Genomic DNA, 26,273 nt, shown 5'->3' with positions numbered 1-26,273 from the left:
GAGGTGTGGGCATCACGAAGATGCAATGGGCTAGCAACATTGACAACGTGGTCAAACGTCGCTCACGCTGAGCCGGCGCGACTGCGGGCCGCATCGACGTCGGTCCGTACGGGCCGTTGCCGAGGAGAGCTGTGCACCACGACGCCGACGACACCACCGCTGCCGCCACGACCACGCGCCCCACCCTGCGCGACGTGGCGGTTCTCGCCCGAGTGAGTCCCAAGACCGCCTCACGTGTCGTCAACGGTGAGCCCGGAGTGAGCCCCGCCAAGGTGAGCGCGGTCCAGCGCGCGGTCGCGCAGCTGAAGTACCGGCCGAACTTCACGGCGAGCACCCTGCGCCGCGCGAACGGCCGCACCGCCGCGATCGGTGCCGTCCTGGAGGACGTCGCCAACCCGTTCTCCTCCGCGCTGCACCGGGCGTTGGAGGACGTCGCCCGTGAGCGCAACGTCATGATCTTCGCCGGCAGCGTCGACGAGGACCCGCTGCGCGAGCGGGCCCTGGTCCAGGCGTTCACGTCCCGGCAGGCGGACGCTTTGGTGGTCGTGCCGGCCAGCGCCGACCAGGCGTATCTCGGCCAGGAGATCGCGGCCGGCACGCCGGTCGTCTTCGTCGACCGTCCGCCGGTCGGGGTACGCGCCGACGCAGTCCTCGCCGACAACCGTGCGGGTGCCGCGGCGGCCGTGCACCACCTGGTGGCGCACGGCCATCGCGACATCGCCTTCCTCGGCGATCTGGGCACCATCGCCACAGCTCAACAGCGACTCCAGGGCTACAAGGAAGCCCTCAGCGACCACGGCATCCGACCGGACCCCGACCACATCGCCCACGACCTGCACACCGAGGACTCGGCCCGGCAGGCCACCCTGCGCCTGGCCGCCGGCCCGAAGCCGCCGACGGCGTACTTCACCGCACAGAACCTGGTGACCATCGGCGCCATCCGGGCGCTGCGCGAACTGGACCACCACCACCGGGTCGCCCTCGTCGGCTTCGACGACTTTCCCCTCGCCGACCTGCTCCAGCCCGCCGTCACGGTGGTCGCCCAGGACCCGTTCATGATGGGCCGCCTCGCCGCCGAGCTCGTCTTCCGCCGCCTCGACGGCGAACGGTGGGAGCCCACCGTCCACGTCGTACCCACCCGGCTCATCCCGCGTGGCTCCGGTGAGACCCCCGGTCCCCACGCGAGCCGGCCCTGAAACGTCGCACCCTCCCCGTCCGCCAACCAGCAGGGAGCAACCGATGTCCGACCCGCTACCGGCCGTCGTGCGGCGCATCGCCGTCGCCACGGTGCTGATGATCGCCGCCGCGGTGCTGCCCGCGGTGCTGACCGCACCGGCACCCGCCACGGCCGGCACCGTCAGCACATACCCGGAGTTCCCCTACTCCGCCACGGACTACACCGAGCCCCGGCGCGGGCAGTTCCACTTCAGCGCCCGCTCAGGCTGGATGAACGACGTCAACGCTCCGCTGTACTACCGCGGCACCTACCACCTGTTCTTTCAGCACAACCCGCACGGGCTCGGCTGGGACACGATGCACTGGGGGCACGCCACCAGTACCAACCTGACGCACTGGACCCAGAAGCCGATCGCGTTGGAGCCCGGCGTGCACCCCGGCGACCTGTGGTCCGGCGGGGGCGTCGTCGACACCGCCAACACCTCCGGCCTCAAGTCCGGCGACGACGACCCCATCGTCGTCTTCACCGGCACCAACGGCGTCAGCATGGCCTACAGCACCGACGGGGCGAAGACCTTCGCCAGCTACGACAACGGCCGCAAACTGGTCACCATGCCGGGCACCAGCCGCGACCCGAAGGTGCTGTGGCACGAGCCGACCCAGCGCTGGGTCATGGTGATCTGGTCCGACGCCGGCGGCAACGGCGTCAACTTCTACACCTCGCCCGACCTGATCACCTGGACCTTCCGCAGCCGGTACGCGGCGAGCTGGCTGTTCGAGTGCCCCGACCTGTTCGTGCTGCCGCTCGACGGGAACAACGCCGCCCAGCGCTGGGTCCTCACCGACGCCGGCGGCAAGTACGTGGTGGGAAGCTTCGACGGCGCCACGTTCAGTTCCACCTGGACCACACCGCAGGCGATGGACCACGGCCGCAACAACTTCAACGGCACCTTCTACGCCGGCCTGACCTTCGCCAACATGCCCGACGACCGGATCGTGCAGATGGCCTGGCAGCCGGGGAACACCGGCAGCACCTGGACCGGCAACGCCAGCATCCCGGTCCGGCTCGGCCTGCGCACCCTACCCGAGGGCGTCCGGGTGACCCGGAACCCGGTCGCCGAGGTCGCCGCCCTGCGAACCGGCACCCAGACGTGGACCAACCGAACCGTCAGCACCGACCCCGCCACCAACCCATTGGCCGGCGTCACCGCCGACACGTACGAGCTGGAGGCCGAGTTCGACGTCTCGGCCGCGACCGCCGCCCGCTTCGGGTTCCGCCTGCACACCCGAGCCGACGGCAGCCACGACCGCGCGGTCACGTACGACCGCGCCACCCAGACGCTCGACGGCAAGCCGCTGCCGGCGATCGACGGGCGGGTGGGACTGCGGTTGCTGGTCGACCGGGGCCAGCTGGAAATCTTCGGCAACGACGGCACGTTCTCGTGGACCGACAACGTCGCCTTCGACTCCGCGCCGACGAGCCAGGGCATCAGCCTGTTCGCCGAGGGCGGCTCGGTGCGGCTCAGCACGCTGCGCCTGCATCGCATCGGCTCCACCTGGGGCGTCGGAGAGTCGACCCTGGAGAGCAACCTGACCGGCCCGTGGCGGCCAGCCGGCGGCGCCTGGAGCGACACGGTGGAGGGCAAGCGCGGGTCCGTCGACGGCGACGGCTTCTACCTCAGTGCGCAGTCCGGCGGCGACGGCAGCTACGAAGGCGACCTGCGCCTGGAGACCGCCACCGCGGCGGGTCTGACCTTCCGCGCCAGCGCCGACACCACCGGCCACTACACGGCGAACATCGACGCCAACGGCCTGGTCAAGCTGTGGCGACCGGGCCGGGACATCGCGGTGCACCCGACGCCGATCGAACGCCGTCGCACGTACCACCTCAAGGTGGTCGCCAACGGGTCACGGCTGCGGGTCTACCTCGACCACGCGCCGACCCCGGTCATCGACGCGACCGACACCGCGTACGCGACGGGCCGGTTCGGCGCGAACGTCTTCGGCGGTGCCGCCATCGTCCAGCACCTCAACGCGGACGCGGCCGGCTTCGCCACCACCGTCGGCACCCGTTGGCGCACCGTCGGCGGCACGTGGACGGTACCCGGCGCGGGTGTGCGCGGCCGGTCGGCCGGCAACGCGTTCCTGCTCAGCGAGCGGACGGGCACGGACTTCACCTACGCAGGCGAGGTGCGGGTGGAGACCGGCGCAGCCGTGGCGCTCACATTCCGGGCCAGTGCCGACGCCACCCGGCACTACACGGTCAACGTCGACACCGGCGGCGTGGTGAAGTTCTGGAGGCCCGGCCGGGTGATCGCCGAGCACCCGACGACCATCCGCCCGGGCCGCACCTACCAGCTACGGGTCGTGGCCACCGGGTCCCGGTTCCGGGTGTACCTCGACGGCGGGGCGGTGCCGGTCATCGACGCGACCGACACGTCGTACGCGAGCGGCCTGTTCGGGCTCAACGTCTTCGAGGGTGCCGGCCTGGTCCAGAACGTGACGGTGTCCTAGCACCGAGCGTCTTCCCCATCGTGCCGCCCGACTGCGACTGTCGACGCGGTCATGATCGCCGCCCGCCCGGGTGACCGGGCGGGCGGCACCACGTGTGGTTCGATCTCCGGCGCTTCGCCGTCCTCGATCGCCCCGTCACCTCCGGCTCGCCGGTGCGCTGCGCCGGGTGGCGGCCAGTGATGGACAGGCGCCATCAGGAGAAGTGCGTCCTCGGACGGGTGAGTCGCTCCCCGTCGATGATCAGGTCGACCTTCTCGTTGAAGAAGGCGACCAGCCCGGCGATCGGCAGGAGCGTGCCCGTGGGATGGTCGTACGACCATGCCAGGTCGGGGTGCACCCTGCCGTCGGCACGCACGGACCAGTAGCGGCCTGTCCGGCCTTTGTACGGGCAGGAGGTGGTCGTCTCGGAGGGCACGAGGTGACCGAAGTTCACCTCGGTTCGGTTGAGGTAGTAGCGAGTCGGCAGACCGGTCTCGAAGACCAGCACCGGCGACGCCGACTCGGCCAGCACGACCCCGTCGAGTTCCACCCGCACGCGGCGGGTGGACCGCAGCGCGTCCACCCGCGTGTACGGATTCCGGGGGTGCACGTAGACCTCCTCGTCCTCTTCGAACCACCAGTCCATGGCGGTCCACTCGAACCGGACGGTGTCCGCCAACCCGGGCAACGCGTCGTCTCCGTACCACCGGGCGGACGAAGGACGGGAGGTCTCGCCGACGCGCAGCCCATGCACCCGTCCGGTCCCACATCGGATCCGCTCCGTGCGGTGCTCATCGATCAGGAAGCTGCGCTTCACGTCGGCGATCGGGATGTAGTACTGGGGATAGAAGGGCCACTCCCACACGTACTGCGCCCGCCTGCTGTCCAGCACCAGTTCGCCGGCGAGGTAGGCGCGGATCCGGCGGGGCACCGGCTCAACGCGGTCGTCCGGGCCGATCGCCTTCGGATAGTCCGGCACCTCGTCCTCCAGTTCAGCATCGCCCCGATTCCGGGGACACCGGCTCAACGATCAGGAGGGCCCTGGTGTCTCGCCGGTCCGGTGAGGCATCGACCTGTACGGGTCGTACCGCCCGCCCAGCGGGTGTCGTCCGCCTGCACCGCCGCCATCACCTGGTCGGTGCGTGCGTCGTCGCCGTAGCCGACCAGACCAGCGCCTGGTCATGGCGGGTTAGCAGACACGCCGTTCGCCGACCGGCGGCGGGGACGCCACCATCGCAGCGACGAGGTCGGCCACCGGCACGGTGGCGAACCCGACCCGGTTGTCGCTGGCCCCGTACGGCAGCCACAGCTCGCCGTCGTGGATGAGCCCGCCGCAGGAGTACACGACGTTGGGGACGTATCCGTCCCGCTCGGTCTCGTCGGGCGCCAGGAGCGCACCGGGGAGCCGCGCGACCACCCGTTCCGGTCGGCGCAGGTCGAGCAGGAGCGCGCCGATGGCGTACCGACGCATCGGGCCGACCCCGTGGGTGAGGACGAGCCAGCCGGCGTCGGTCTCGATGGGCGATCCGCAGTTGCCCACCTGGATCAGTTCCCAGCTGTCCCGAGGGGCGTGCAGCGGTACCGGTTCCTGCCACCGGTTCTCGCCGTCCAGGCGAGTCAGGCCGATGGTCTCGCCGTCGGCGCGGCACAGGGCGAGGTGCCGGCCGCCCACGGTACGGGGGAACAGCGCGAGGCCCTTGTTGCGGGCGCCCGGTCCGCGCATCGGGGTGATCTCGAAGCGACGCAGGTCACCGCTGGTCAGCGCGCGGGTGGCGATGCGTCGTCCGTCGTAGGCGGTGTAGGTGGCCCGGTACACCGGCCCGGACTCGTCGGTGAACCTGACGAACCGGGCGTCCTCCATGCCGTTGCTCTCCGCCGGAACGGCCGGCCAGAGCACCCGTTGGTGCAGGGCGGTGTCGGCGGGGAAGGTCGTGGCGTAACTGGCGGCGTTGGTGCGGCGCACATGTTCGAGGGTGCCCGGCCCGGTGCTGCGGGAGAGCAGGTCCGGTGGCAGGTCGCCGAGCACCTGCTCGAAGCTGGCCTCGTCGTAGCGTTCGGGCAGTGCGTCCAGCACGGTGGCGGTGATCTCGTTGTCGCAGGCCGCCTCGGTCAGGCCGGCGGCGAGGAGGTCGCGGCGGTGCCGTATGCCGGCCCGCTGCCCGACGACCAGGGGGCCGGACCGGTCGGCGACGGCGAGCCGGCGCCCGGGTCCGAGGACCGCGCTGGCGAACCCGATCGACGAGACGTGGCCCTCGCCGATCTGGCGCAGGCTGACCGCGACGCGCAATTGCCCCGCGATCAGGCCGACCTGGTCGGGATGGGCCACCATCGACGGGTTGCACAGCGCCGCCGCCTCGACCGCGTACTCGTGGCTGAAGTAGGCGCCGATCAGGAGCCGGGTGGCCGGGGACAGGTCCCGGGCCCGCAAGATGCGGTGTCGGACGAGGTCGTAGTGGTGGTGGAAGGTGCCGTCCAGGTCGCGATGCCGGGTGCCGAAGCGGTCGAAGGTGTCCCGCAGCAGCCGGCCGGTCTCCTCGTCGTCGAGGTGCGCGATCCGGTCGATGAGTGCCCGCGCGCGATTGCGTACCACCGCGTCGTCCTCACCGGGGACGAAGAGCTTGACGATGACCCGGCGTGCGTCCGGGGTGAGGGTGGTGCCGTGCCGGACGGCCAGGGCACCGGTCACGACCACCGCCGGGCGTGCTGCAGCGTGGAGATGAGGGCGAGGGTGGACTCGGCGCCCTGGTTGAGGTTGGGCCCGTGCGGGGTCAGCCCGTCGTAGCCGCCGCCGGTCGCCGGATCCCACATCGGCGTGCCGACGTCGTTGTCGCCGAGGAACCACCCGACGGCCTGTCGCACCCCGTTCTCCCAGGCGGGGTCGCCGGTGACGGTGGCGGCGGTGGCGCAGGCATCGGCGAAGGCGGCGACCTCGATCGGCTGCTGGTCGTGGCGCGGTCGGACGCCGTCCCGCTGCCACCCCCCGGCGGGTACGACCGACAGGTGCCCGTCGCGGAGCTGGACGTCGCGCAGCCAGGCCAGCATCCGCAGGCCGTCGTCGAGGGGTGGTCCGCCGTGGGGCAGCTGACTGGCCGCGACGACGACCTCCGCGAGGGCCGCGCTGGCGTAGGTGAGCCGCGGCTGCGGCCAGGGCCACCGCGGGTCGGCTCCGGGAGCACCGACCGTGGTGGCCGCATCCGACAGCAGCGCGGCTGCGGCGGTGTGGGCCGGGTGGCGGTGCAGCACCTCGGCGGCGCCGAGCCCGGCGAAGGCCATCGCGTGCGGGGCCGGGGAGCGCCGAGTGGCGCCCCGGCTGAAGGCGACGAGCGCCTCCTCCCGGATCCAGGGGGCCGGACTGCGGGCAGCGGCGGTGCCCAGTCCCCACAGCGCCCGGCCCCACCAGTCGCCGAGCCCGGGGGCGTCGGTCCACCGCCGGTCGTGACCGAGCCGGTTGTGGAAGGCGCCGCCGCCGTCCTGCGCGTGGGTCAGGAAGGCGAGGTAGCACTCGGCGAGCCGGAGCACCTCCTCGGCCGGCTCCGGCTCGCGGCTGGTGACGACCAGGCCGCGGGCGACATCGTCGGTGCAGTAGCCGTGCTCGCGGCGGACGATGCCGTGCCGGGCGTGCTCGAACAACCCGGTGTCGTCGCTCAACCGGCTCAGGTGCGCGAAGCTCGGTCCGGGCCCGGTCGGCGGGTGACCGCTGTCCGGCGTCGTGGGACGGCCGATGGTCGCGGTCACGCCGACGCCGCGCTGACCACCGTCGGGCGGGCCACGGTGAGCCGCTCGGCGAGAGTGCCGTAGCGGGCCGCCACCGCCGGCCAGCGCAGGTCCGCGGCGAGCGGCCGATTGCGGCCGGCCAGCCGGGCGGTCAGGCCCGGTTCGGTCAGGATCCGCCGGATCGCGGTGGCCAGCGCCGTGGGATCCTGATGGCGTACGACCAGCCCGGGGCCGCCGCTGAGCAGCTCGACGGCGTGTGGGAAGGCCGTGGCCACGACCGGTACCCCGGCGGCCACCGCCTCGATGAGCACGCCGGAGGTCACCTGTTCGCGGGAGTCGTAGGGCAGCACGACCACGTCGGCGGAGCGGATCAGCCGGCCGAGGGCGGCCTGGTCGTGGTAGACGTCCTGGTAGTCCACGGCGTGCGCGACGCCCAGTTGCGCGCCGAGCCGGTGCAGTCCCGACCGGTACGCCTCCCCGTGGTGCTCGACCACCTTCGGATGGGTCCGGCCCGCGACGGTGTAGGTGGGTGTCGGGTCGAGGTCCTGCAACTGCGCGAGTGCCCGCAGCGACCACTCGATGCCCTTGCCGGGACCGAGCAGTCCCCAGGTCAGCAGGTGCGGGCGGGTACGGCGGTCGGCGGGTACGCCGACGTGCTCCGCGGCGCCGTGCGGGATGACCGTGACCTTGCCCGGACGTACGGTGTAGCCGACGAGCAGCCGGTCGCGAGCCGTGTCGGTCATCGTGACGACCGCCCCGGCGGCGGTGACGATCTGCTCCAGCAGGGACTTCTGCCGGGCCGAGGGCCGGCGGAGCACGGTGTGCAGGACCACGATGCTCGGCACGCTGAGCCGGCGCAGCAGCGGCAGGACATCCTCGCCGTCGGCGCCGGGGTAGATGCCGTACTCGTGTTGCACGACGGCCACGTCGAAGGTGTTCAGGGCCGCCGCGGCATCCCGCCATCCGGCCTGGGTACGCGTCGACCAGGTGTGCACGACCCCCGGTCCGGCCCGCAGGTCGTCGCCGTGGTCGGTGACCCGCACGATGCCGCCGCGCGTACCGTCGGCGGTCAGGTGGGCGGCGAGGGCGGAGTTGAAGGTGGCCAGTCCACACCGGGTCGGTGGGTGGGTGCTGAGGAATCCGTAGCTGGGCATGGGTGTCGGGCCTTCTGGTTGTCGGCCGCCTCCGGCGTACGGGGGCGAACCTCACGCGGTATCGGCGCACGCCGGCCAGCGTGTGTGGCCGGCGGAACGGATTCGTAGGCGGTGGCCGGGTTCAGCGGTGCGGTCGGCGGGTGAGGTGGTCGTAGACGGCCAGGTAGTCGGTGACCATCCGGTCCGCGCCGAAGCGCTGCCCGGCCCGGGCCCGGCAGCCGGCCCGGTCGAGCCCGGCAGCCCGGGTGACGGCGTCGACGGCCTGCTCGACGGTGTGTACGAGAAAGCCCGTCACCCCTTCGTCGACGATCTCCGGCATCGACCCGCGGGCGTACGCGACGACCGGCGTGCCGCAGGCCATCGACTCCACCACCGACAGTCCGAACGGCTCGTCGAAGGCGATCGGGTGCAGCAGCGCGGTGCTGGAGCCCAGCACCTCCGCACGCCGACGGGGGCCGACGGATCCGAGGAAGACGACCTGGTCGCCGTCGATGTGCGGGGCCACCTGTTCGGCGAAGTACCGCTCGTCCTGCACGATGCCGCAGATGGTCAGCGGCCGGCCGGCGCGGCGGGCGATCTCGATGGCGGTGTGGGTGCCCTTGTCGGGATGGATCCGGCCGAAGGCGGCCAGGCCTGGGCCGGCGTCGCGGGTGAACGGCAGCCCGGTGAGGTCGACACCGTGGTGCACCGTGGCGACGTAGTCGAGATCGGCGCTCCGGTCGGCGTCGGAGATCGACACGTAGGACGACCGGGCCCGGGCGTACGCGGGGAGGATCCCCGCGCCGGAGAAGCCGTGGACGGTGGTGAGCAGCGGAGCACGGCAGTGTTCGGCGAAGGCGAGCGGCAGCCAGTCGAGGTGGCTGTGCACCAGGTCGAACTGCCCGGAGCGGGCCATCGCGTGGGACACGTGCATCGCCTCCCACACGCGGCCGTCCAGGTCCGGATCGTCGGCGTACCCCCGGGGGCACACGCCGTCGAGGGCGGCGGAGGTGACGGAGTCCAGCGTCGCGAAGAGGGTCACGTCCACGCCCCGGGTGACCAGCCCTTCGGCGAGCAGCCCGGTCACCTGCTCCCAGGGACCGTAGTGGTGTGGGGGTGTCCGCCAGGCGACCGGCCCGAGCAGGGCAACCCTCATGGAGACGGCGCGTCGGCGAGGTCAGCCGGATCGAGGCGCAGGGTGGCGAGCAGCCCCACGTGCTTGGCGGGGTCCACCCGCTCCGGTAGTTCGCGCTCGACCCAGTCGGCCCTGAACTGCTGGTCGCGCTCGCGCAGAGCCGCAACGATCCGGTACCTGGCGATCCTCATCTTCTGCCCCCTTGGGAAGTCGTTCGGGTTGGTCTTGGTCACAGGTGGCGGTATGGCCGGTGGCGAGGACTCAGCGGAGCATCCCGGCTCTCAGTTGGGCCAGCGAGCGCTTCAGCAGCCGGGAGACGTGCATCTGGGACAGCCCGACCCGGGTGGCGATCTCCGCCTGGGTCAGGTCGCCGTAGAACCGCATGGTCAGGATCCGACGTTCACGTGCGGGAAGCGCCGCGAGGAGCAGTTGGAGGGTGAGGTGGTCGTCAACGGCTGCGTACGCCGGATCGGCGGCGCCGACGAGCGCGTGACGCTCGAGGTCGTCGGCCCCGGGTCGTGGCTCGTTGAGCGACGCCAGGCGATACATGTCGAGGGCGGCGACGGCGGCCACGAGTTGGGAGACGGTCACCGCCAGGTCGTCGGCGAGCTCTCGATCCGTCGGTTGGCGACCGCGTTGCTGCGCCAGCCTGCCACGGGCCTCGGGCACCTGGGCCCCCAGTTCCTGGGCCGCGCGTGGGACCCGGATCGCCCAGGCCGTGTCGCGAAAGTGCTTCCGGATGCCGCCGAGGATGGTCGGGACGGCGTAGCTGGCGAACGGCACGCCCCGATTGCTGTCGTATCCGTCGACGGCCTTGATCAGGCCGAGCGCGCCGGCCTGCGCCAGGTCCTCGTACGGCTCTCCGCGGCCGACGTACCGGCGGGCCAGTCGACCCGCCATCGGCAGGTTCGCCTCGATGATCCGGGTTCGTAGCCGTGCGCGGTCGGGATCTTCGACGTTCAGGGCTGCGCGTCGACGCAACAGTTGTTCGCTGTCCCCCCTGGCCGGGTTCGGCGTCGGAGGGGACGAAACGGCCGTCGGCGTCACGATGGGGGTGACCATTGTTCAGCGCCCCTAACGGGCTGGTGGCGGCGAGACTGGCGGCCACCGGGGACCCGGGCGACACCCTCACCGTACGCCTTCATCCCCCCGACCGACACCTGGACGCGCCCGGGGACGCTGGCTCGGTTGTCGAGCCGTTGGTCAGCCGGGCCGGTTGGTGACCGCCCCCGGCGCGAACTGCTCGGAGCCGTCGACGATCGCCTGGGACAGTTCGGACAGTCGCCGGTTGCGGCTGCGGGCGCCGTCGCGCAGTATCGCGAAGGCTTGGCTGACGTCCACCTGGAGGCGTTCGGCGAGAACCCCCTTGGCCTGTTCGATCAGAACGCGGTTGTTCAGGGCGGTCTGCAGCTGTTCGGTGAGGATGTCGCGTCGGTGGATGGCGCGCTGTTGCAGCAGTCCGATGGTGGCCACGTCGGCGAGTGCCTGACCGATGCGGAGCTTGCCCTCGTCGAGGGCTCCCGGCCGGACGTCGAAGAGGTTCAGCGCGCCGATGACCTCGGAGCGCAGGCGCATGGGCAGGGCGTGCACTGCGGCGAAGCCGACCTCGGCGGCGGCGGCGGTGAACCTCGGCCATCGGGCAGTGGTCAGGGTCAGGTCGGCGACCGACACCGGTTGGCCGCTACGGAAGCAGTCGAGGCAGGGCCCCTGGTCGGTCTGGAGCTGGAACAGCTCCAGCAGCCGGGTGCGTTCGGAGGAGGCGGCGACCACCTGCAGCGTGTCCCGCTGGTCGGTCAGGAGCAGCCCGGCCGCTGACACACCCAGCAGCTCGACACACCTCTCGGTCAGCACGTGCAGGAACTCGATCACGTCGAAGTCGTCGACGAGAGTGTCGGCCATCTCCACGAAAACGTCGGCCAGCGGGGTCTCGGCCATGTCAGTCACCTCGTCAATCAGTGGTTCCATCCACCGGTCGCCCGGCGGGATGGTCCGTAACGCGCCGTCCTGGCGCCGATCCATGCTCATGAAGTCCGGTCACCATGTGTCCTCCGCCGGTCCGAGACGCAGGCGCCGAGCGACGACGTCAGCTGCCACGTCCCGCAGTTGCCGGTCCTGGGAGTATGCGTAGGCGCGCAACCGGACGAGCGCCACCGCCGCGGGCACTCCCAACTGGACCACAATCATGCCGGTCGCCTGGTGCACCTCGGGGTGTTGCAGGCCGGTCCCCTCGGGCCACTGATCGCCCCGGTCCACCCCGTGGCGCGTCGCGTCGTCCAGCAGCACCGCGCACGCCGTGTCCGCCAGAACCAGCACGTCGGCCAGTTGCTCCACTCCGAGGCCACCGGCGCGAGCCCGGTAGAGGTCCAGGACACCGAGGCGGATCCCGCCTATCCGTAGTGGCAACGCGAAGACCGCGCCGGCCCCGGCGAGCACCGCGGCCGGCGCGAACACCGGCCAGCGGTTCCAGCAATCCGGTGCCGTCAGATCGGCTACCAGGACAGGCCCACCGGTGGTCGCGTCCACGCACGGCCCCTCACCGAGGGTCAGGGTCAGGTCTTCCAGCGCCGACGCGGTCCGGTCCGTGGCATACACCAGCTCACGCGGCGTGGCGTCGAGGATGACCGCGACGGCGGCGGAGTCGACCCCCGCGACCGCCACCGCCGCCGCGCAGACGTGATCGACCGCAACCGCGCCACCCCGGGCGGCATCGGCGAGAACAGCCCACAGCCGCAGCCGGCGATCGGAGGTCATCGGATCGCCGAACCCCGGGTTGTCCTCGTCCACTGCTGGCTCCGACCCGGATCGTTCAAAGCGGACGTTGCGGTACGGCGCCGAGGTCCCGAGCGAGGTCCGAACCCTACCCCGCATGACGCCGCCGCGCGACCAGCGGCTCATCAGGCCGCGATGGTGCCGGCGGCTGACGGGCCGGTCGAGGCGCGGAGGCGTACGCTGGCAGTGTCGCTCGGGACCCCGGTGGCTGACAGTCCGCCGCTGGCGGACGCCCCCACCGATCGAGGTCACCGTGATGACCGCTCGCCGCGCCACCCCCACCGGTCAGGTCGCCGGGCCTCCTCGCGTTCCTGGCAGGGCACCTCCCACCGCACGTCGGACCGCGACAGCCTGTCGCAGGCCCGCCATCAACCAGGCGCGCCAGCGCATTACCGCGCTCAGGCCGGCCACATGCTCCTCGGAAGGCGGCGGTTCTTGATGACCGCACCCCGGAACAATCATGTTCGATTCTTCCCGCTCGACGGCCACGACGGCACCGACGTTTCTCGTCCGATGCCCCCGCAGCCGGCGGTGAAGCGCTCGCGGGTCGGCGGTCTGTGGGTCGCTGCCGTGGTGTTCGCGGTCGTGCTCCTGCTGCTGCTCATCTTCGTACTGCAGAACGGGCAACGCGCCGAGGTGTCGTTCCTCGGCGCGCACGGCACCCTGCCGATGGGGGTGGCGCTGCTGCTGGCCGCGGTCTCCGGGGTCCTGCTCGTCGCCCTGCCCGGCACCGCCCGGATCGTGCAACTCAGGATGCTGGGCCGCCGTCGCGGCACGCAGGAAGCCGGCTCGCCCGAGTCCGGTCCGACTCCCCCGCCGACGACCGGCATCGCCAGCGTCCCGCTGCCACGCCGCCCGGAGAATCAGGACGGATGAGCCATGTCCATCAGCACGCGACCAGCCACCACGGTCCCCGCACCGGCGCCCTCCGCACCCCGGCTCGTCCTTTCCCTCCCCCACGACCGGGCCGTTCTGGACGGCGGGTGGTGGCCGCGGTCCTGGGACCCGGCCACCGAACTCCCCGGCCTTGTCCTCGCCCTGTCCGAACGTCATGGCCGGATCCGGCATCTCATGCTCAACATCCACACCTGGGATAGCCCGGTCCGCCGGTTGACCGTCGGACCGGACGTGGTCCGGATCGGCTGGTTCGACACCCTCGACCCCGCCCTGCTGGTCGCCACCACCGGCCGCGACGTCCAGGTCGACCTGCTGGTGGTGCCGCCCGCCACATCGGGGGCGGCAGCCGAGTGGGCGATGGCGACCGCCGCCGACCCGACCAACGTCAGGCGCGCGCCGGACATCCTGGCCAGCGCACCGGCTGGGCCCCGGGCTGCGGCGGCGACCGGCTCCGACAGGTACGCGGTGTGGGACAACGAAGGTGGCAGCACCGCGCTGACCGGCGCGGGTCCTCACCGAGTTCGAGCCCACGAAGGGGTCGACGCCGGCTGAATCCACATCAGACAGAATCGGCAGACGGTCGCGCTGCCGATGGGCTGACGGACAAGAACGACTGCTCGGCCCGATGACCGCGCCGCACACCGGGCCGAGAGCCGATCGGCAGACGGTCATCTGGTGGTAGGGGGAACCGACGTGCCGAGCTGGGCCGGCGGCTCGCCGCTCAACGCGGTGGTCAGTATGTGACCGAGGAACTCGTCGTATCCGGTGAGGAGAGGCGAAGGGCTGACATCGATCTCGCGAAGCCGCTCCTCCGCCCGGCGAACGGCGATGGCCGTCACCCACCCGAGACCATCGACCTGACCGGCGGCGCACCTCGGCGCGAGCTGCCAGACCTCGACGAACACCGCCCGGGTCACCGCGACGGCGGCCGACGGGCTACCCACCCTCGCACTCACCTGGGTGAAGACAGCGCGGACGAGGCGGCGGTAGAGCCGACCGAAGGCGGCCTGGTCACGGTCGGCGATCCGCTTGACGAGGTCATCCACGGACTCCCGGCCGGGGACGACATAGGCAGGGGAAACAGGCATCCGGTGCTCCTGATGGTGTGCCTGCGGCTGAGGCACCACCAGGGACCAGGGCGGCCGTTACGCGCCCAGCTTACGCCATCGCGCCGGTCATTCCCTGCGCCGAAAACTATGGATGTCGGCCGACGGCAGGGCGAATCGGATCGCTCGCCAGGAAACGGTCCACATCATCCGGGTCAGCGGTGCTCCGGCACCGGCCGCCAGCCGCACCGCGACGCCCAGGTGTCGACTGACGGGATGTCGTAGCCGAGCCCCGCCAACACGCGATGCAGTCTGGAACCACCGACCTCGAGTACGGCGAGCCGTTCAACACGGCGTCAGGCGGTGGGCACAGACGTCTGGGTTGCCTTGAGGAAGGCCAGGGACTTCCCGGCCAACGTCGCCGTGGGCGGGTAGGAATCTGCGCCGACGGCCAGCCACACCTTCACCACCAGGTTGCCGCTGCGGGCGTGCACCATGTACTCCGTGTACCGGAAACCCGGCTTGGAACGCTTCGTGAACGCCTCCGCCTCCTCCCCCACGTCGGCGACCGCCCCCACCAGCGTCATGCCGGTCACCTGCCGGGTACTTCGGTACAGCGAACGGGCCTCGTCCTCGGTCGCGGGGGTGGACGCCTCCACCCGCAGGTTCGCCTGATAGCCCGCCTTCGTGCGCATCTCGAACAGGCACGCCGCTCCTGGCCTTCCGACGGGCGGCTTCGGATCGGTGCGCATCACCGTCACCCCAAGGTCCGCCAACGGCCTCAGATCCGTACGCGCACACAAGTCCACGTCGACCGCGGTGTAGGAGGGCTTACGGGCCGAAGCGGAGGCACCGGGGGCACTGGTGGATACCTCCGGCGCTGCCGAAGGAACAGCAGTGGGAGCACCGCCGTCGCCGCAGCCGGCGACCACGAAGACGACGAATGCAGCAAGCAGGCAGGTAACACGGGGCGACACCAGCACGACCACGAACATAGCCGCTGTCACCGACCGGAACTGTCCGTGCAACAAGCCGCTAGGGTGCCGACATCAGCGCACGTGAAGCCCCAAACAGATCACGGGCACCCGGACGGTCACCGCTGCCGGGCGTGCCGGTGTCGAGCTTCGACGGGGTGATGTGCAGCAGCGGCACGATCGCGCCGGTGCTCGGTGGCGTGTAGTGGCGCATCGACAACTGGGTCAGCTCCCGCACGTCACCGCCGTCCGGGTGCGGCCCACGATGATGGGTCCGGTCCCGTTGTCGCGGGCGGCCGTACCGCCGGTTCGAGCAGCGACAACGTCCGCTGCTGCGCATCGAGGCCGACGCGGATGCCGACCGGCATCGGCAGATTCGGGCCGGCGTGCCCGAACTCGACGTTGCCCAGGACCGGGATGTCACGGTCGCCGAGGACGTCGAGAACTATCTCGGGCAGGGTCGGGGACGCGTCGGGCCCGCCGAGGCCGTCGATGGCGTACGGGACGCCCACGACCATGCCGGAGATCCGATCGAGGATGCCGCAGTGCCGCAGCACCTGCAGATCGCTCCACACCCACGACGCTTGGCCGCCCATCTCCTCCCAGAACAGCACCGCGCCGTCGAACCATTCGAGCGGCAGCGCGTATCGCGTCGCCTGCGCCCGCATGATGCGATTGAGCACCCCGCCGATCAGCCGTCCTTCGGCACGGCCGGCACGCCAGCACTCCCATGACGGGGTGGCCGGCAGCGCACCGATCGCCTCGGTACCGGTCAGCAACGTCGAGTAGAGCTTTCAAGTTCCGCTCGGCGCGCTGCGGGCGCAGCCTGCCACGCCCCGCCGAGTCCAGGCGTGGCCAGGTCGGCATGGAACCCGACCAGACCCGTGCGTACATAGAGCACCAGATGCAGCAGTGAGATGTCGCTGTAGCCGAGGATCGGCTTGGGGTCGGCAGCGATCGCCTCAACGTCGATCAGGTCGAGGTAGCCGAGCGCCGTCTGGCCGCCGTCATGCGCGATGATGGCGCGCACCTCAGGATCACGCAGAAGAGCATTGAATTCCCTGGCGATCTCCGCCGGCGTAGCCGCGCTCCACCAATGGTGCCGCCCTGCTTCGAGTAGCGGCGCCCGACGCACGCGGAATCCCATCCGCTCGAGCACGACCACCGCCTGCTCGAGGTCGGGCTCGTAAGCGGCATGGAGCGGCCCGGACAGCGATGCGACAACGACGAGGTCTCCGGGCCTCAGGGCACGAGGTCGAAGCGGTTGAGGCGGTGCAGAACCGATCACCGACGCAGTGTCCCGACACGCGCCACAACACCGCTACACATTTACCGATCGGCCGCCAGCGCACGCTCCGCGGCGGCTTGGGCTTCACCTTGCCTGGCGCCAGCTCTGTGCGCCTCCTTCGGGGCTGCCGAGGGGCCGGACAGGCCCCCCGGCAAGACCGGCCGGGCTGACGTCGCCTGTCGCCTCGGCTCCGGTGGGTCCGCTGCGCCCGGCGCCTCTGCGGCGCCGTACCGCCGCGGCTCCGGCCGCTCCCGCCGCAAGCAGCGCCGCCATCAGTGGCCATGGAGCACGACGACGAGGCACGGCTGGTTGTCTCTTCGGAGTACGACGACGAGCTGCGGCTTCTTGCGACCTCTTCAGATAGCTCTGCGCTCTCATTTCCTCATTGTCGGCACCCGCGCCGGCCCAGGTGGCGAAATCGACGCCTGCGAGACCGGCGGATGACGGTCCGTCCGGCCGGGTGCTGCTGAAGATCAGCCAGACGACGGCGCGCGTTCGCGACTTCGATGGCCGGCTCGGCAAACTCCTGTCCAGCAGCCGTGGACGCAGCAGGGCTCGACCCTGACAATCGGTGGCAAGCCGCGGAGCGGCGCGGCGGCGATCGCCCCGCCCACGGCGGCGACCGACCGACCACACCGCGATCGTCACGGGCGCAGTGGTTCGATCGGTCGCGCTGCGGACAGTTCCGTTGTCTGCTCTCCGGTACGGTCCCGTAGTGGACCTTCGATCCAGGCGAGCTGCCACCCGACGGGTAGTAGGCACTTCTGCGTTGCTGGCCGGCTTGCTGATCTCCGCGCTTACGATGTCGAGCGATTCAGGGCAGGTCGAGCCGCATATCCTCGCCGGCCTTCTCGTCCTAGTCGGCGTCGGACTGCGTCTAGAGGCCGCGATCCTTGCTCCTCCCGAATAACACGAGCCTGGTTGCCCGCGCGCGGCCGACGCCGGCCGGAGGTCGCAGCAGGCCGGGCGTCCGCCAACTGATCTGCGACACCTCAGCATGCTGAGCGCGGCATGGGAGTGCGTTCGCGCATTTCTAAGATCAGTGGTGGTTCAGGGCCTCAGCCGTGTCGACCTCGTCCAGCCGTGCGAGCATCATCGCCTGGAACTGCGGGCACGACTGGTAGTCCGGGTGTCGGCAGCGCAATGCATGTTCCAGCAGCGTCTGCGACAGCGTGAGCCGGGCGATGCGTTCCCGCACCTGGGCCAACTGGCCGCCCAGCAGCTCACGCCGTCGGTCACGATCCGGAGCGGTGAACAGCTCCCGCAACTGCTCCAGACTGAAGCCCGCTTCCTTACCCAGCAGGATCTCCGCGACCCGGGTCACATCCGCCGCGCCGTACATCCGGCGGCCCGCAACCCGGCGCGCCGGGGGCAGCAAGCCCACATCCTCCCAGTGCCGCAGGACATGCGGGGCCAGCCCGAAGCGGGCCGCCAGTTTCCCGATCGAGTACTCCATCGACAACTCCCCCGGGCGTCAGGCTCACCTCAGCTGGAGGAGAGTTGACTTCAGGTCAACCTGAACTCGCAGACTCAACCACATGCCGGAGACGCACACCGCCCACACGGACACCGAAACCCTCATCCAGACACTCCACGCCGCCGAAGCCACGCCCGCCGCCGTCACGCTACGCGAACGCGGCTACCAGCTGCTACGGCTGCACCCTGGCGCGACAGTGGTCGACGTCGGCTGCGGCACCGGCCGCGCCGTCGCCGAACTCGCCCGGCGCGGCGCCCGCGCCATCGGTGTCGACCTCGACCCCACCATGCTGACCGCGGCCCGCAGCCGATTCCCTGACCTCGACCTGCGCGCGGCCGACGCCATCGACCTGCCCCTGGCAGACGGGCAGGCCCACGGCTACCGGGCCGACAAGGTGTACCACGTGCTGCCCGAGCCGTCCCTCGCCCTGGCCGAAGCCCGCCGGGTCCTCGCCCCCGGCGGCCGAATCGTGCTGGTCGGCCAGGACTGGGACGCCCTGGTCATCGACTCCGACCAACCCGACCTGACCCGCCGCATCGTGCACGCCCGCGCCGACACCATCCTGCACCCCCGCATCGCCCGCGCCTACCGCAATCTGCTGCTCGACAATGGCTTTCACGACGTCGAGGTCGAAGTCCACACCGCCATATTCACCGACGCCACCATGCAGCCGCTGCTCGCCGGACACGCTGCCGCCGCCCGTCAAACTGGCGCCATCAGCGTCGAGGAGGGCGAGGCGTGGGTCAGAGAGCAGACCCGGCGCGCCGCCAGCGGCCGGCTGATGTTCGCCGTCCCCATGTTCCTGGCCGCCGCCACCCGCTGACCCTGACGCGCGACGACCACGCCAACGCTGTAGCCGAATTCGTCCGGCCCGCATCACAGTCGGGCTCTGGGCCGACGCCTTACCGTTCGCGGAGACGCCGGCTCACTCGGGACGGTGGCTCACCGTTGCGGACCTTGGCCAGGTGGTACGCCGCGAGGTTTCGAACGACGGAGTTGTTACTTGAGTGTGAGAGCGCCTCTAGCGCGGCGACAGCCTCTTCGGTACGGATGTCGCTGAGCGCCCACATGCACTTACGGGACAGCGCGCGAACGTCGTCGTACTCGCGGTACGGCAGATCCAGCTCGGAGGCATGGCGCAGCGCCGGCACGGCCGCTGGATCAGACAACTGTTGGAGCGCCCTCGCCACGTCTTCGTGGTCGTGGTGCCAGTCGGCCACCAGCAGGTCGCACAGCACCGCGAGGTACCGAGGACCGAGCAGGTCGAAAGCGAACATCAAGCTCAGGGCGGCCTCGACGAGGGTCGCATCCTGGCGACGCACCGCCTCGGCCAGCAGCTCAGGCAGGTATCCCTCGTCTACTCGGGGATCCACGCCGAAGGCCGCCACGAAGCTCGCCTCGGACATTCTCCCAAGCAGAAAATCTCCAAGGGCCGATTCCTGGGACTTGTCAAGGATCCCCAACCTGCTTCCCCGTCTGGTGCCGGTACGCCCGATCGATCCGATCATGCCATTCGGCAGCACGGGTCCCGCGATCACGAGGCCCGAGCGCCGGGCGATCTCCTCCGTCCTCGTCCGCCGTCATGAAGACATCAAGGTGTGCCACTCCGAAGCGCGCCGCCGAGCGGTAGCGCTTCGACCATCGTCAACGCGCTGGTCAGGCTCGCGCTGCCCCAGTCGGGCCGTGACATGATTGCGCCCATGGGGAAGCAGCAGGACGTCGACGGGCCTGATCGTCACAGCGGGTCAGGTACCACCGCCCACCGCGCGCCCGATGGGGCCGCCGACGCGCGGCTCGCCCTCGCGCAGGACCCCGCAACGCCACAGATGACCCTCATCGACTTGGCGTCCGACCCGTCGGCCGTGGTCCGTAAGGCGGTCGCGGCCCGGACCGACGCACCCGCGCAGGCACTGCGACCGCTGACCCGGGACCATGATCGTCAGGTCCGGGAGGCGGTGGCGAGAAACCCTTCGACCTCGGTCGCCAATCTCCTGCGTCTGGTCAAAGACGCCGACCGGTGGGTCCGCTGGGCGGTCGCCGGCAACCCGGCGTGCGACGAGTCGGTTCGCCGGGTGATGTCGGAGGCGCCCGACAAGGAGCTTCGTGGCCTCCTCGCGGAGATGCGGGAGTTGGAGCCCGACCTGGCCGCCAGGCTGATCGACGACGTCTCACCTGAGGTACGGGAACGACTCGCCACCCACACCCACGACCCCGACGTGATCACCGCCCTGATGGCCGATCGCACCGCACGCGTACGCAAGGGGGTCGCCCGCAACCCGCGGACCACCGCCGAGCAGCGCAGCGCGCTTGCTCAGGACCCCGTGGTCGACGTCCGTGCCGCGCTGGTCCGCGCGGTCGAGCTGGACGAGGCGGATCTGGAACGCCTGGTTGACGACCGTTCCGTGGAGGTCCGGCTGGCGATGGCAACATCCGAGGTCCTCCCGCCGCACATCCGGCGGGCTCTCGAGCGCGATCCCGACGACACGGTGGCCGACGCGGCGCGGGGTTTCCGCCCGGCGTCTGGCAACTCCTCCGTGATACGCGCTCCGCGCGTCGGTCACCGGCCCTCCCGGACCGACCCAGGTCGACCGGGCGGCGCGGCACGCTGAATCCCGCTCAACTGACAGCGGCCCTACCTAGACTGGGTTGGGGCCGGGCCATCAACCCGGGGCCCTCGTCCGCGCGCCTACTGGACAAGGGATGCCGCCGTGCTCGTCGCCTCGTCGTACGGATGCGCGTGCACCACCATAAGGTCGAAGACCGCTCAGCCACCCCATCACCGCATGAGGGAGGTCCCACGCACTAGCATTGCCGCGATCCGGGACGGTTGCTGAAACGAGGCGATATGCGTTGGCTCCGGCAGTTGCTGGGCGGCGGGCGGGTCCAGCTCGATCCGGCGCGGCAGCAGGCGCTGCTACGGGACGTCCAGCACCGGTACGGCGCCGGCGCGCAGGTCCGGTTTCCCGAGCAGGCTGAGGCGGTCACCGGAATGCTGAACGGTGACGACGGCTTGGTGGTGGCGGCCCGGATCGTGAGCCAGGTCGCCGACGAAGCCCACGCGGACCTACAGGCCCAGGCCCATGACATACACCGACGGACTGGCCGACGGCTCCTGGTGCACCGCCGGAACTACCGGCCGTTGTGGAAGGAAGCCGGCCCGGCGCTGCGGTGGCCACTGTTCGCGTTGCCGTGCGGCTTCCACCCGTATGCGCAGGTGGCCGCCGCCGTCGCGGTGGTCGGCAGCCGGGCGCCCCAGCTCGACCGGGTGACCGACCCGTACCCGCTCCTGACCCACGTGTTCGAGCTGCTCGACCTCACCACAGCCGGCTGGGAGTACGGCCGGGTGCGGGTGGACACCGACGCGACCGCCCTGGTCGATCGACTGATCACGAGCGCAGGGCAGATTCTCGCAGCCATGGACGACCCGCCCCGGCTGCCACCTCCGGTCCGTGAGCTGATGCGCCGCAACAACACCCTCGAGGTACACGAGCCGAGCAGCCCTCAGGCGGTAGGTGGGATCAACCTGGGCGCAAAGCTGCGGGAGGGTCTCCTGACCTGACGACACCATCGCCCGCAGGTCTGCCCGACCGGGTCGACGCCTCGACCGAGGCGTTTGTGGGTCGTCCTATTCGATCTTTCGGGCGGCATGATCGACCGCGTCCAGCACCTGGTCGTAGATCCGCGGCACTACCGGCCAAGCTCATCTCCGCGGGCATCGTCTGACGCGGGGCCGTTGAGGACGGCGTCTGCGCTATCCACAGGACCAAGAAGCCGAGCAATGCCGGCTCCCACGACTCAGCCTCCTCGGAGGCAATGCTAGTGGTGACGACCTTTCTCGATCTTCTGCAGCAGCAGCGGGTGCAGCACCGCCCCCGGCACGCGGACCGGGGGCGTCGCGACCTGCCGGATCAGCTCGTGAAGTCTTCTCCCGCCTCCCGAGCATCCGCTTGGATGTGCTCGCCGGGCCGTCTGCCCTGGGCCTTGTCTCGCTGCATCACCCGCTCCGCCTCCGACCGCTCGTTCTGGGGCATGTCGCCCAACCGCGCCCTCTGGGGGCCAGCCACCTTCTCGACCTGGTCCTTTGGTCGTTCCAAACTCATGTCGCCTCCCTGTCGTCCGGCGGGGCGGCGTTCGCCCCTCTTGACCCGCGTCCCCGCCCGTCCGTGGGTGAAAACCCTGGTGAGCTCCCGAACTGGTCACCGAGGCGCTCGGGCGCATTCTCGGTCGCTCCGGGGCGACCTCGCTGTAGACGTTGACAGGCCACCGACGTCTCCCCCAGCGAAGCCCAGCACCGGGCCCGCTTCACCCGCGAGGCATTCGGTGCCGCAGAGGCGTGTCCCGGTTTCCGGGAGGAACGTTGCGGAGGTGGGACACGAGCGCAGTGCTCGCCTTGTCAAGGGCGCCGGGGCAGCCGTCGGGCTCGACGGCGCGGCCGCGCGCACGGTCGGCGGCATGAGCGGATGGTCGGCGATGCCGTCCGTGCGTTCACGGAGGCACTGAGCCCGCCCGCTGACGTGGGCTCTCGTAGTCGACGGCGAGCGGGTACGTTGCGCCGATGAGCCGACAGGATCAGGTCGCGGCCGCCTCAATCGGCGGCCGCGTAGTGGTATCGGTGCAACTGCTGTTGCTGGCGGTGTGCCTGGTCGGCAGCTTCGGCGTGCTGCTCGTGGCCGCACTGCGCACCGGCGATCTCCCGGCTGTGCTGGACCCCGGCCTGGAACGGTTGGGCGACCCGAAGGACTCCCTGCCGCCAGCCGGCCCGGACTCGTTGTGGAACCCGCTGGTGTGGGTGTTCGAGATCAGCCGGATGGTGGCGATGCTCGTCCACCCCGTCGCGTTCGTCACCTTGGTCTCCGGGGTGGCATCCCTTGTCCGCACCTGGCGGATCGGCGACCGGAAGACCTTCGGCTGGCTCGTCATCGGCACGGCGATGTGGCTCGCGCTGGCGGTGCTCGCCCTGACTCCGTACGCCAGGCAACTACACGGCTGGTTGCTCGACTGAGCATGCGAGCCCTCCGGGATCGACGCTTCCCGCGACCGCGCGTCGGCACGAGCGGGCACATGTTGCGTGAGAGGACGTTTCCAAGGGCGCCTCGGACCAGCGAGGCCGGCACACCGGAAAGGTCTTGAAAAGGCACGGGAGGAGTTGTCGGATCGAGGCTGTGGCGTTCGTTGCAGGGATGAGCGGCCGCCCACGAGGGGCGACCCGAACCACAGGAGATGATCCAAGGCTGCAGTACCTGGTTTCCGTGATCCACGACGCGGCCGGCCCCGCCACCGCCGAAGAGATGGCGGCCATCGACGCGTTCAACGACCGGCTCATGGCGGAGGGTCACTGGGTCTTCGCCGGTGGCCTCGCGGCACCCAGCACGGCCACCGTCATCGACAACCGAGGCGGACAGGCGATGTTCAGCGACGGGCCCTTCCTGGAGTCGAAGGAGCATCTCGCCGGGTTCTGGATCATGGAGGCTCCCGACCTCGACGTGGCGCTCAAGCTCGCCGGCGAGGGGTCGAAGCACTGCAACCGGAAGGTCGAGGTGCGGCAGTTCCTGTGAGCGTGGTCGACGTCCGGGAGGCGATCACCCGCGCCCACCACGAGGAGTGGGCGCGGGTCATCGCCGCGTTGAACAGGCGTTTCGGTGACCTCGACATCGCCGAGGAGGCGGCGGCCGAGGCGTTCGCGACCGCCGTCGAGCGGTGGCCGGCCGACGGCGTACCCCCCAACCCCGGCGCCTGGCTGACCACCACCGCCAACCGCAAGGCCATCGACCGGATCCGGCGCGAGAACAAGCGCGACGGCAAGCAGCGGGAGGCTCGGATGCTGTACGACGACAACCCGCCCGAGCCTGTCGACGCCATCGAGGACGAGCGGCTCCGGCTGATCTTCACCTGCTGTCACCCGGCGCTCGCGATGCAGACCCGCGTGGCGCTGACGCTGCGCATGGTCGCCGGTCTCACCGTACCCCAGATCGCCCGCGCCTTCCTGGTGCAGGAGACCACCATGCAACGGCGGATCACCCGCGCGAAGGCCAAGATCAAGGCGGCTCGCATCCCTTATCGGGTGCCGTCCGCGCAGGATCTCCCGGCCCGCGTCTCCGGCGTACTCGCCGTCCTCTTCCTCGTCTTCAACGAGGGCTACCTGGCAACCGGCCACGACACCGATCCCGTACGTCACGACCTGACCGCCGAGGCGATCCGGCTCACTCGCCTCGTCCGGGCTCTCCTGCCCGACGACGGTGAGGTGGCCGGGCTGCTGGCGCTGATGCTGCTGACCGAGGCCCGCCGCGCGGCCCGCGTCTCGACGAGCGGCGAACTGGTCACCCTCGCCGAGCAGGACCGCGGGGTCTGGGACGCGGCGCTGATCGCCGAGGGTCATCGGCTGGTGCGCGAACGCCTGGCCGCCGGAATGGCCCCGGGCCGCTACCAGATCCTCGCCGCGATCAACGCCATGCACACCTGCGCCCGCGACGTCCGCGACACCGACTGGTCACAGGTCGTCGCCAACTACGACCAGCTGGTCCGCCTCGACCCCTCGCCGATCATCACCCTCAACCGGGCCATCGCGGTCGCCGAGCTTGACGGGCCGGAGGTGGCGCTGGCAACCGTCGACCGGCTTGAGCACGACCTGGCCGGCTATCACGCCTACCATGCGACCCGCGCCGACCTGCTGCGCCGGCTGGGCCGCAGCCAGAAGTCGCGCGCGGCCTACGACAAAGCCATCGAGCTGGCGGGCAACACCGCCGAGACCGCCTACCTGACACGCCGCCGCGACCAGCTCGGGTAGTCCCTCTGCCCAACGCGACCTGGCGCACTGGCCTCGGCACCTCCGGACCTTCCCACACCGGATGCGCCACGGAGGCGGCTACCGAGGATGACGGACCTGCCAGCACCGGCGCGCGCCTGTGCTGCGGCAGATGCGGAGTACGGCGGCATCTCGCGCCGCGGTGGAGGCTCTCAGGCGGGCCACTGCATGGCGCAGATTCCGGTATAACGAGCGAGGTGTTCCGCTGGCCGCTAACGCCCTTCGGGAGGATCATGTGACAACGCAGTTGCGTGACCGCCTGGACGAAGTGCTCCGAGCTGGCCAGGTCGGCGGTCTGCACGCCGTCGCAGCGTTTCGCGGCGGCCAGAGCCTTCTGGAGTACTACGGGGCCGGCGAGGACTTCGCCTGGGGCGACTCGCTGGGCGTCGTGGATTTCGGGCCCGAGACTCTGCACGACATCCGATCGGTCACCAAGAGTGTGACCGCGCTGTTGTACGGCATCGCGCTCGGCGACGGGCTGGTCCCGGCGCCGGCGGAGCCGCTGCTGCAGCGGTTCCCGCAGTATCCCGATCTGGCGGCTGACCCCGAGCGTGCCCGGCTCGCCGTCGAGCACGCCCTGACGATGTCGTTGGGGGTGGAATGGCGCGAAGATCTTCCGTACAACAGCCCGGCCAACGCCGAGATCGCGATGGAGTTGGCCCCGGATCGGTACCGGTACATTCTGGAGCGCCCGATCCTCGAGCCGCCCGGCACCCGATGGGCCTACTGCGGCGGTGCCACGGCCCTACTCGGCCGTCTGATCGCTGATGGCACCGGGCAGACGCTGCCGCAGTACGGGCAGGCGGTGCTGTTCGGGCCGCTGGGCATCGACCGTTTCGATTGGATGACCGGCGAGGACGGGGTGGCCTCCGCCGCCTCCGGGCTGCGACTCGCACCTTGCGACCTGGCCAGGCTCGGCGAACTGGTGCTTCGCGAGGGAGCCTGGAACGGTCAGCGGATCGTTCCCGCCGGCTGGATCCGTACGATGCTGCAGCCACGCCTCCGGACCGGCTGGGGCGCCCAGTACGGCTACCAGTGGTACCTCGAATCCATCGCGGGCCATCGGCTCGTGGCGGGGATCGGGAACGGCGGCCAGCGCCTGTTCGTCCTGCCCGACCTGGACCTCGCGGTTGCCATCACCGCAGGCAACTACGACGACCCCGACCAGTGGCGGGCCCCGCTCACGGTGCTGGAGCGGGTCATCCTCCCCGCATTGGCCTGACCGACGCCGCGCCCGCCGGTCAGCCCCGCGCCGGAGCAAACTCTGGACCCGGCACCCCCTGGCGCGTGTGGTGGGACCGTTCCGCGTTCGCCGGAAGCGTCCGCGCCACGGCACCCGATCGACATCCGGTTGTCGTCACGCTCGGAT

The 26,273-nt window shown here is 70.8% G+C and carries 27 protein-coding genes; 11 read left to right on the top strand and 16 right to left on the bottom strand.

The window, feature by feature from the left end:
* The first annotated feature begins 131 nt into the window (after positions 1 to 131).
* Positions 132 to 1,196, top strand: a complete 1,065-nt coding sequence (locus tag V6U79_RS03915; protein WP_334524087.1) for a LacI family DNA-binding transcriptional regulator — start codon at positions 132 to 134, stop codon at positions 1,194 to 1,196.
* Positions 1,197 to 1,239: 43 nt separating this feature from the next.
* The gene (locus tag V6U79_RS03910) at positions 1,240 to 3,690 is read left to right on the top strand and encodes a glycoside hydrolase family 32 protein (protein ID WP_334613511.1); all 2,451 of its coding nucleotides are present in this window, start codon (positions 1,240 to 1,242) and stop codon (positions 3,688 to 3,690) included.
* Positions 3,691 to 3,883: 193 nt separating this feature from the next.
* Here the strand turns inward: V6U79_RS03910 and V6U79_RS03905 are convergent, their stop codons facing one another.
* The 9 genes from V6U79_RS03905 to V6U79_RS03865 form a co-directional block, all read right to left on the bottom strand.
* Positions 3,884 to 4,648, bottom strand: coding sequence for a DUF427 domain-containing protein (locus V6U79_RS03905; RefSeq protein WP_334613510.1), 765 nt, complete (start codon positions 4,646 to 4,648; stop codon positions 3,884 to 3,886).
* Positions 4,649 to 4,858: 210 nt separating this feature from the next.
* Positions 4,859 to 6,355, bottom strand: a complete 1,497-nt coding sequence (locus V6U79_RS03900; RefSeq protein WP_334613509.1) for a glycoside hydrolase family 130 protein — start codon at positions 6,353 to 6,355, stop codon at positions 4,859 to 4,861.
* Positions 6,352 to 7,404, bottom strand: coding sequence for a glycosyltransferase (locus tag V6U79_RS03895; RefSeq protein WP_334524071.1), 1,053 nt, complete (start codon positions 7,402 to 7,404; stop codon positions 6,352 to 6,354). Before V6U79_RS03895 ends, V6U79_RS03900 begins: the two co-directional genes overlap by 4 nt.
* Positions 7,401 to 8,537 carry a glycosyltransferase gene (locus V6U79_RS03890; RefSeq protein ID WP_334613508.1) on the bottom strand — a complete coding sequence of 379 codons (1,137 nt, stop codon included), beginning with the start codon at positions 8,535 to 8,537 and terminating at the stop codon, positions 7,401 to 7,403. Before V6U79_RS03890 ends, V6U79_RS03895 begins: the two co-directional genes overlap by 4 nt.
* Positions 8,538 to 8,658: 121 nt before the next feature.
* Positions 8,659 to 9,672: a glycosyltransferase family 4 protein gene (locus V6U79_RS03885; RefSeq protein WP_334613506.1), complete on the bottom strand. Its 1,014-nt coding sequence runs from the start codon at positions 9,670 to 9,672 to the stop codon at positions 8,659 to 8,661.
* On the bottom strand, positions 9,669 to 9,842 hold the full coding sequence (locus tag V6U79_RS03880) for a hypothetical protein (protein ID WP_334613504.1): 174 nt from the start codon (positions 9,840 to 9,842) through the stop codon (positions 9,669 to 9,671). The genes V6U79_RS03885 and V6U79_RS03880 overlap by 4 nt, the downstream gene beginning before the upstream one ends.
* Before the next feature lie 70 nt (positions 9,843 to 9,912).
* The gene (locus tag V6U79_RS03875) at positions 9,913 to 10,632 is read right to left on the bottom strand and encodes a SigB/SigF/SigG family RNA polymerase sigma factor (RefSeq protein ID WP_334613503.1); all 720 of its coding nucleotides are present in this window, start codon (positions 10,630 to 10,632) and stop codon (positions 9,913 to 9,915) included.
* Between the two features lie 222 nt (positions 10,633 to 10,854).
* Positions 10,855 to 11,586, bottom strand: a complete 732-nt coding sequence (locus tag V6U79_RS03870) for a GAF and ANTAR domain-containing protein (RefSeq protein ID WP_334524059.1) — start codon at positions 11,584 to 11,586, stop codon at positions 10,855 to 10,857.
* 99 nt (positions 11,587 to 11,685) lie between these two features.
* Entirely contained in the window at positions 11,686 to 12,435 is a 750-nt protein-coding gene (locus V6U79_RS03865; RefSeq protein WP_334613502.1) for a GAF and ANTAR domain-containing protein, read from the bottom strand.
* Positions 12,436 to 12,858: 423 nt separating this feature from the next.
* Between V6U79_RS03865 and V6U79_RS03860 the strand changes: the two genes are divergently transcribed.
* Positions 12,859 to 13,296, top strand: coding sequence for a LapA family protein (locus V6U79_RS03860; RefSeq protein ID WP_334613500.1), 438 nt, complete (start codon positions 12,859 to 12,861; stop codon positions 13,294 to 13,296).
* A 3-nt stretch (positions 13,297 to 13,299) separates the two neighbouring features.
* Positions 13,300 to 13,869, top strand: coding sequence for a DUF5994 family protein (locus V6U79_RS03855; RefSeq protein WP_334613499.1), 570 nt, complete (start codon positions 13,300 to 13,302; stop codon positions 13,867 to 13,869).
* Between the two features lie 116 nt (positions 13,870 to 13,985).
* Here V6U79_RS03855 and V6U79_RS03850 read toward each other — a convergent pair whose 3' ends face one another.
* The 6 genes from V6U79_RS03850 to V6U79_RS03825 all read right to left on the bottom strand — a co-directional run bounded on the left by V6U79_RS03850 (position 13,986) and on the right by V6U79_RS03825 (position 18,081).
* Positions 13,986 to 14,405 carry a sigma-70 family RNA polymerase sigma factor gene (locus tag V6U79_RS03850; RefSeq protein WP_334613497.1) on the bottom strand — a complete coding sequence of 140 codons (420 nt, stop codon included), beginning with the start codon at positions 14,403 to 14,405 and terminating at the stop codon, positions 13,986 to 13,988.
* A gap of 314 nt (positions 14,406 to 14,719) precedes the next feature.
* On the bottom strand, positions 14,720 to 15,358 hold the full coding sequence (locus V6U79_RS03845) for a hypothetical protein (RefSeq protein WP_334613496.1): 639 nt from the start codon (positions 15,356 to 15,358) through the stop codon (positions 14,720 to 14,722).
* Positions 15,359 to 15,398: 40 nt separating this feature from the next.
* Positions 15,399 to 15,575, bottom strand: coding sequence for a hypothetical protein (locus V6U79_RS03840; protein ID WP_334613495.1), 177 nt, complete (start codon positions 15,573 to 15,575; stop codon positions 15,399 to 15,401).
* Position 15,576: 1 nt separating this feature from the next.
* Positions 15,577 to 16,116 carry a hypothetical protein gene (locus V6U79_RS03835; RefSeq protein ID WP_334613494.1) on the bottom strand — a complete coding sequence of 180 codons (540 nt, stop codon included), beginning with the start codon at positions 16,114 to 16,116 and terminating at the stop codon, positions 15,577 to 15,579.
* Positions 16,110 to 16,625: an LD-carboxypeptidase gene (locus V6U79_RS03830; protein ID WP_334613493.1), complete on the bottom strand. Its 516-nt coding sequence runs from the start codon at positions 16,623 to 16,625 to the stop codon at positions 16,110 to 16,112. The genes V6U79_RS03835 and V6U79_RS03830 overlap by 7 nt, the downstream gene beginning before the upstream one ends.
* 1,039 nt (positions 16,626 to 17,664) lie before the next feature.
* Positions 17,665 to 18,081, bottom strand: coding sequence for a MerR family transcriptional regulator (locus V6U79_RS03825; RefSeq protein ID WP_334524041.1), 417 nt, complete (start codon positions 18,079 to 18,081; stop codon positions 17,665 to 17,667).
* 82 nt (positions 18,082 to 18,163) lie between these two features.
* On the opposite strand from V6U79_RS03825, the gene V6U79_RS03820 reads away from it, so the two are divergent.
* Complete coding sequence (locus V6U79_RS03820; RefSeq protein WP_334613492.1) at positions 18,164 to 18,925, top strand: methyltransferase domain-containing protein; 762 nt, start codon at positions 18,164 to 18,166, stop codon at positions 18,923 to 18,925.
* Positions 18,926 to 19,004: 79 nt separating this feature from the next.
* On the opposite strand, the gene V6U79_RS03815 is transcribed toward V6U79_RS03820, so the two are convergent.
* Positions 19,005 to 19,508, bottom strand: a complete 504-nt coding sequence (locus V6U79_RS03815) for a HEAT repeat domain-containing protein (RefSeq protein ID WP_334613491.1) — start codon at positions 19,506 to 19,508, stop codon at positions 19,005 to 19,007.
* 420 nt (positions 19,509 to 19,928) lie between these two features.
* Between V6U79_RS03815 and V6U79_RS03810 the strand changes: the two genes are divergently transcribed.
* The 6 genes from V6U79_RS03810 to V6U79_RS03785 all read left to right on the top strand — a co-directional run bounded on the left by V6U79_RS03810 (position 19,929) and on the right by V6U79_RS03785 (position 26,126).
* A complete protein-coding gene (locus V6U79_RS03810; RefSeq protein ID WP_334524033.1) occupies positions 19,929 to 20,711 on the top strand; it encodes a hypothetical protein in 783 nt (260 codons plus the stop codon).
* 236 nt (positions 20,712 to 20,947) lie between these two features.
* The gene (locus V6U79_RS03805) at positions 20,948 to 21,661 is read left to right on the top strand and encodes a hypothetical protein (RefSeq protein WP_334524030.1); all 714 of its coding nucleotides are present in this window, start codon (positions 20,948 to 20,950) and stop codon (positions 21,659 to 21,661) included.
* 996 nt (positions 21,662 to 22,657) lie between these two features.
* Positions 22,658 to 23,104 carry a hypothetical protein gene (locus V6U79_RS03800; protein ID WP_334524027.1) on the top strand — a complete coding sequence of 149 codons (447 nt, stop codon included), beginning with the start codon at positions 22,658 to 22,660 and terminating at the stop codon, positions 23,102 to 23,104.
* A gap of 178 nt (positions 23,105 to 23,282) precedes the next feature.
* Positions 23,283 to 23,657 carry a YciI family protein gene (locus tag V6U79_RS03795; protein ID WP_334613832.1) on the top strand — a complete coding sequence of 125 codons (375 nt, stop codon included), beginning with the start codon at positions 23,283 to 23,285 and terminating at the stop codon, positions 23,655 to 23,657.
* 2 nt (positions 23,658 to 23,659) lie between these two features.
* Entirely contained in the window at positions 23,660 to 24,886 is a 1,227-nt protein-coding gene (locus tag V6U79_RS03790; protein WP_334613831.1) for an RNA polymerase sigma factor, read from the top strand.
* Between the two features lie 253 nt (positions 24,887 to 25,139).
* Positions 25,140 to 26,126 carry a serine hydrolase domain-containing protein gene (locus V6U79_RS03785; protein WP_334613490.1) on the top strand — a complete coding sequence of 329 codons (987 nt, stop codon included), beginning with the start codon at positions 25,140 to 25,142 and terminating at the stop codon, positions 26,124 to 26,126.
* The last annotated feature ends 147 nt before the right edge of the window (positions 26,127 to 26,273 follow it).

It is taken from the genome of Micromonospora psammae (assembly GCF_036902725.1).
Classification (GTDB): Bacteria; Actinomycetota; Actinomycetes; order Mycobacteriales; family Micromonosporaceae; genus Micromonospora.
The sequence above is the reverse complement of the archived record's forward strand: the minus strand, read 5'-3'. Positions and strand labels throughout refer to the sequence as shown.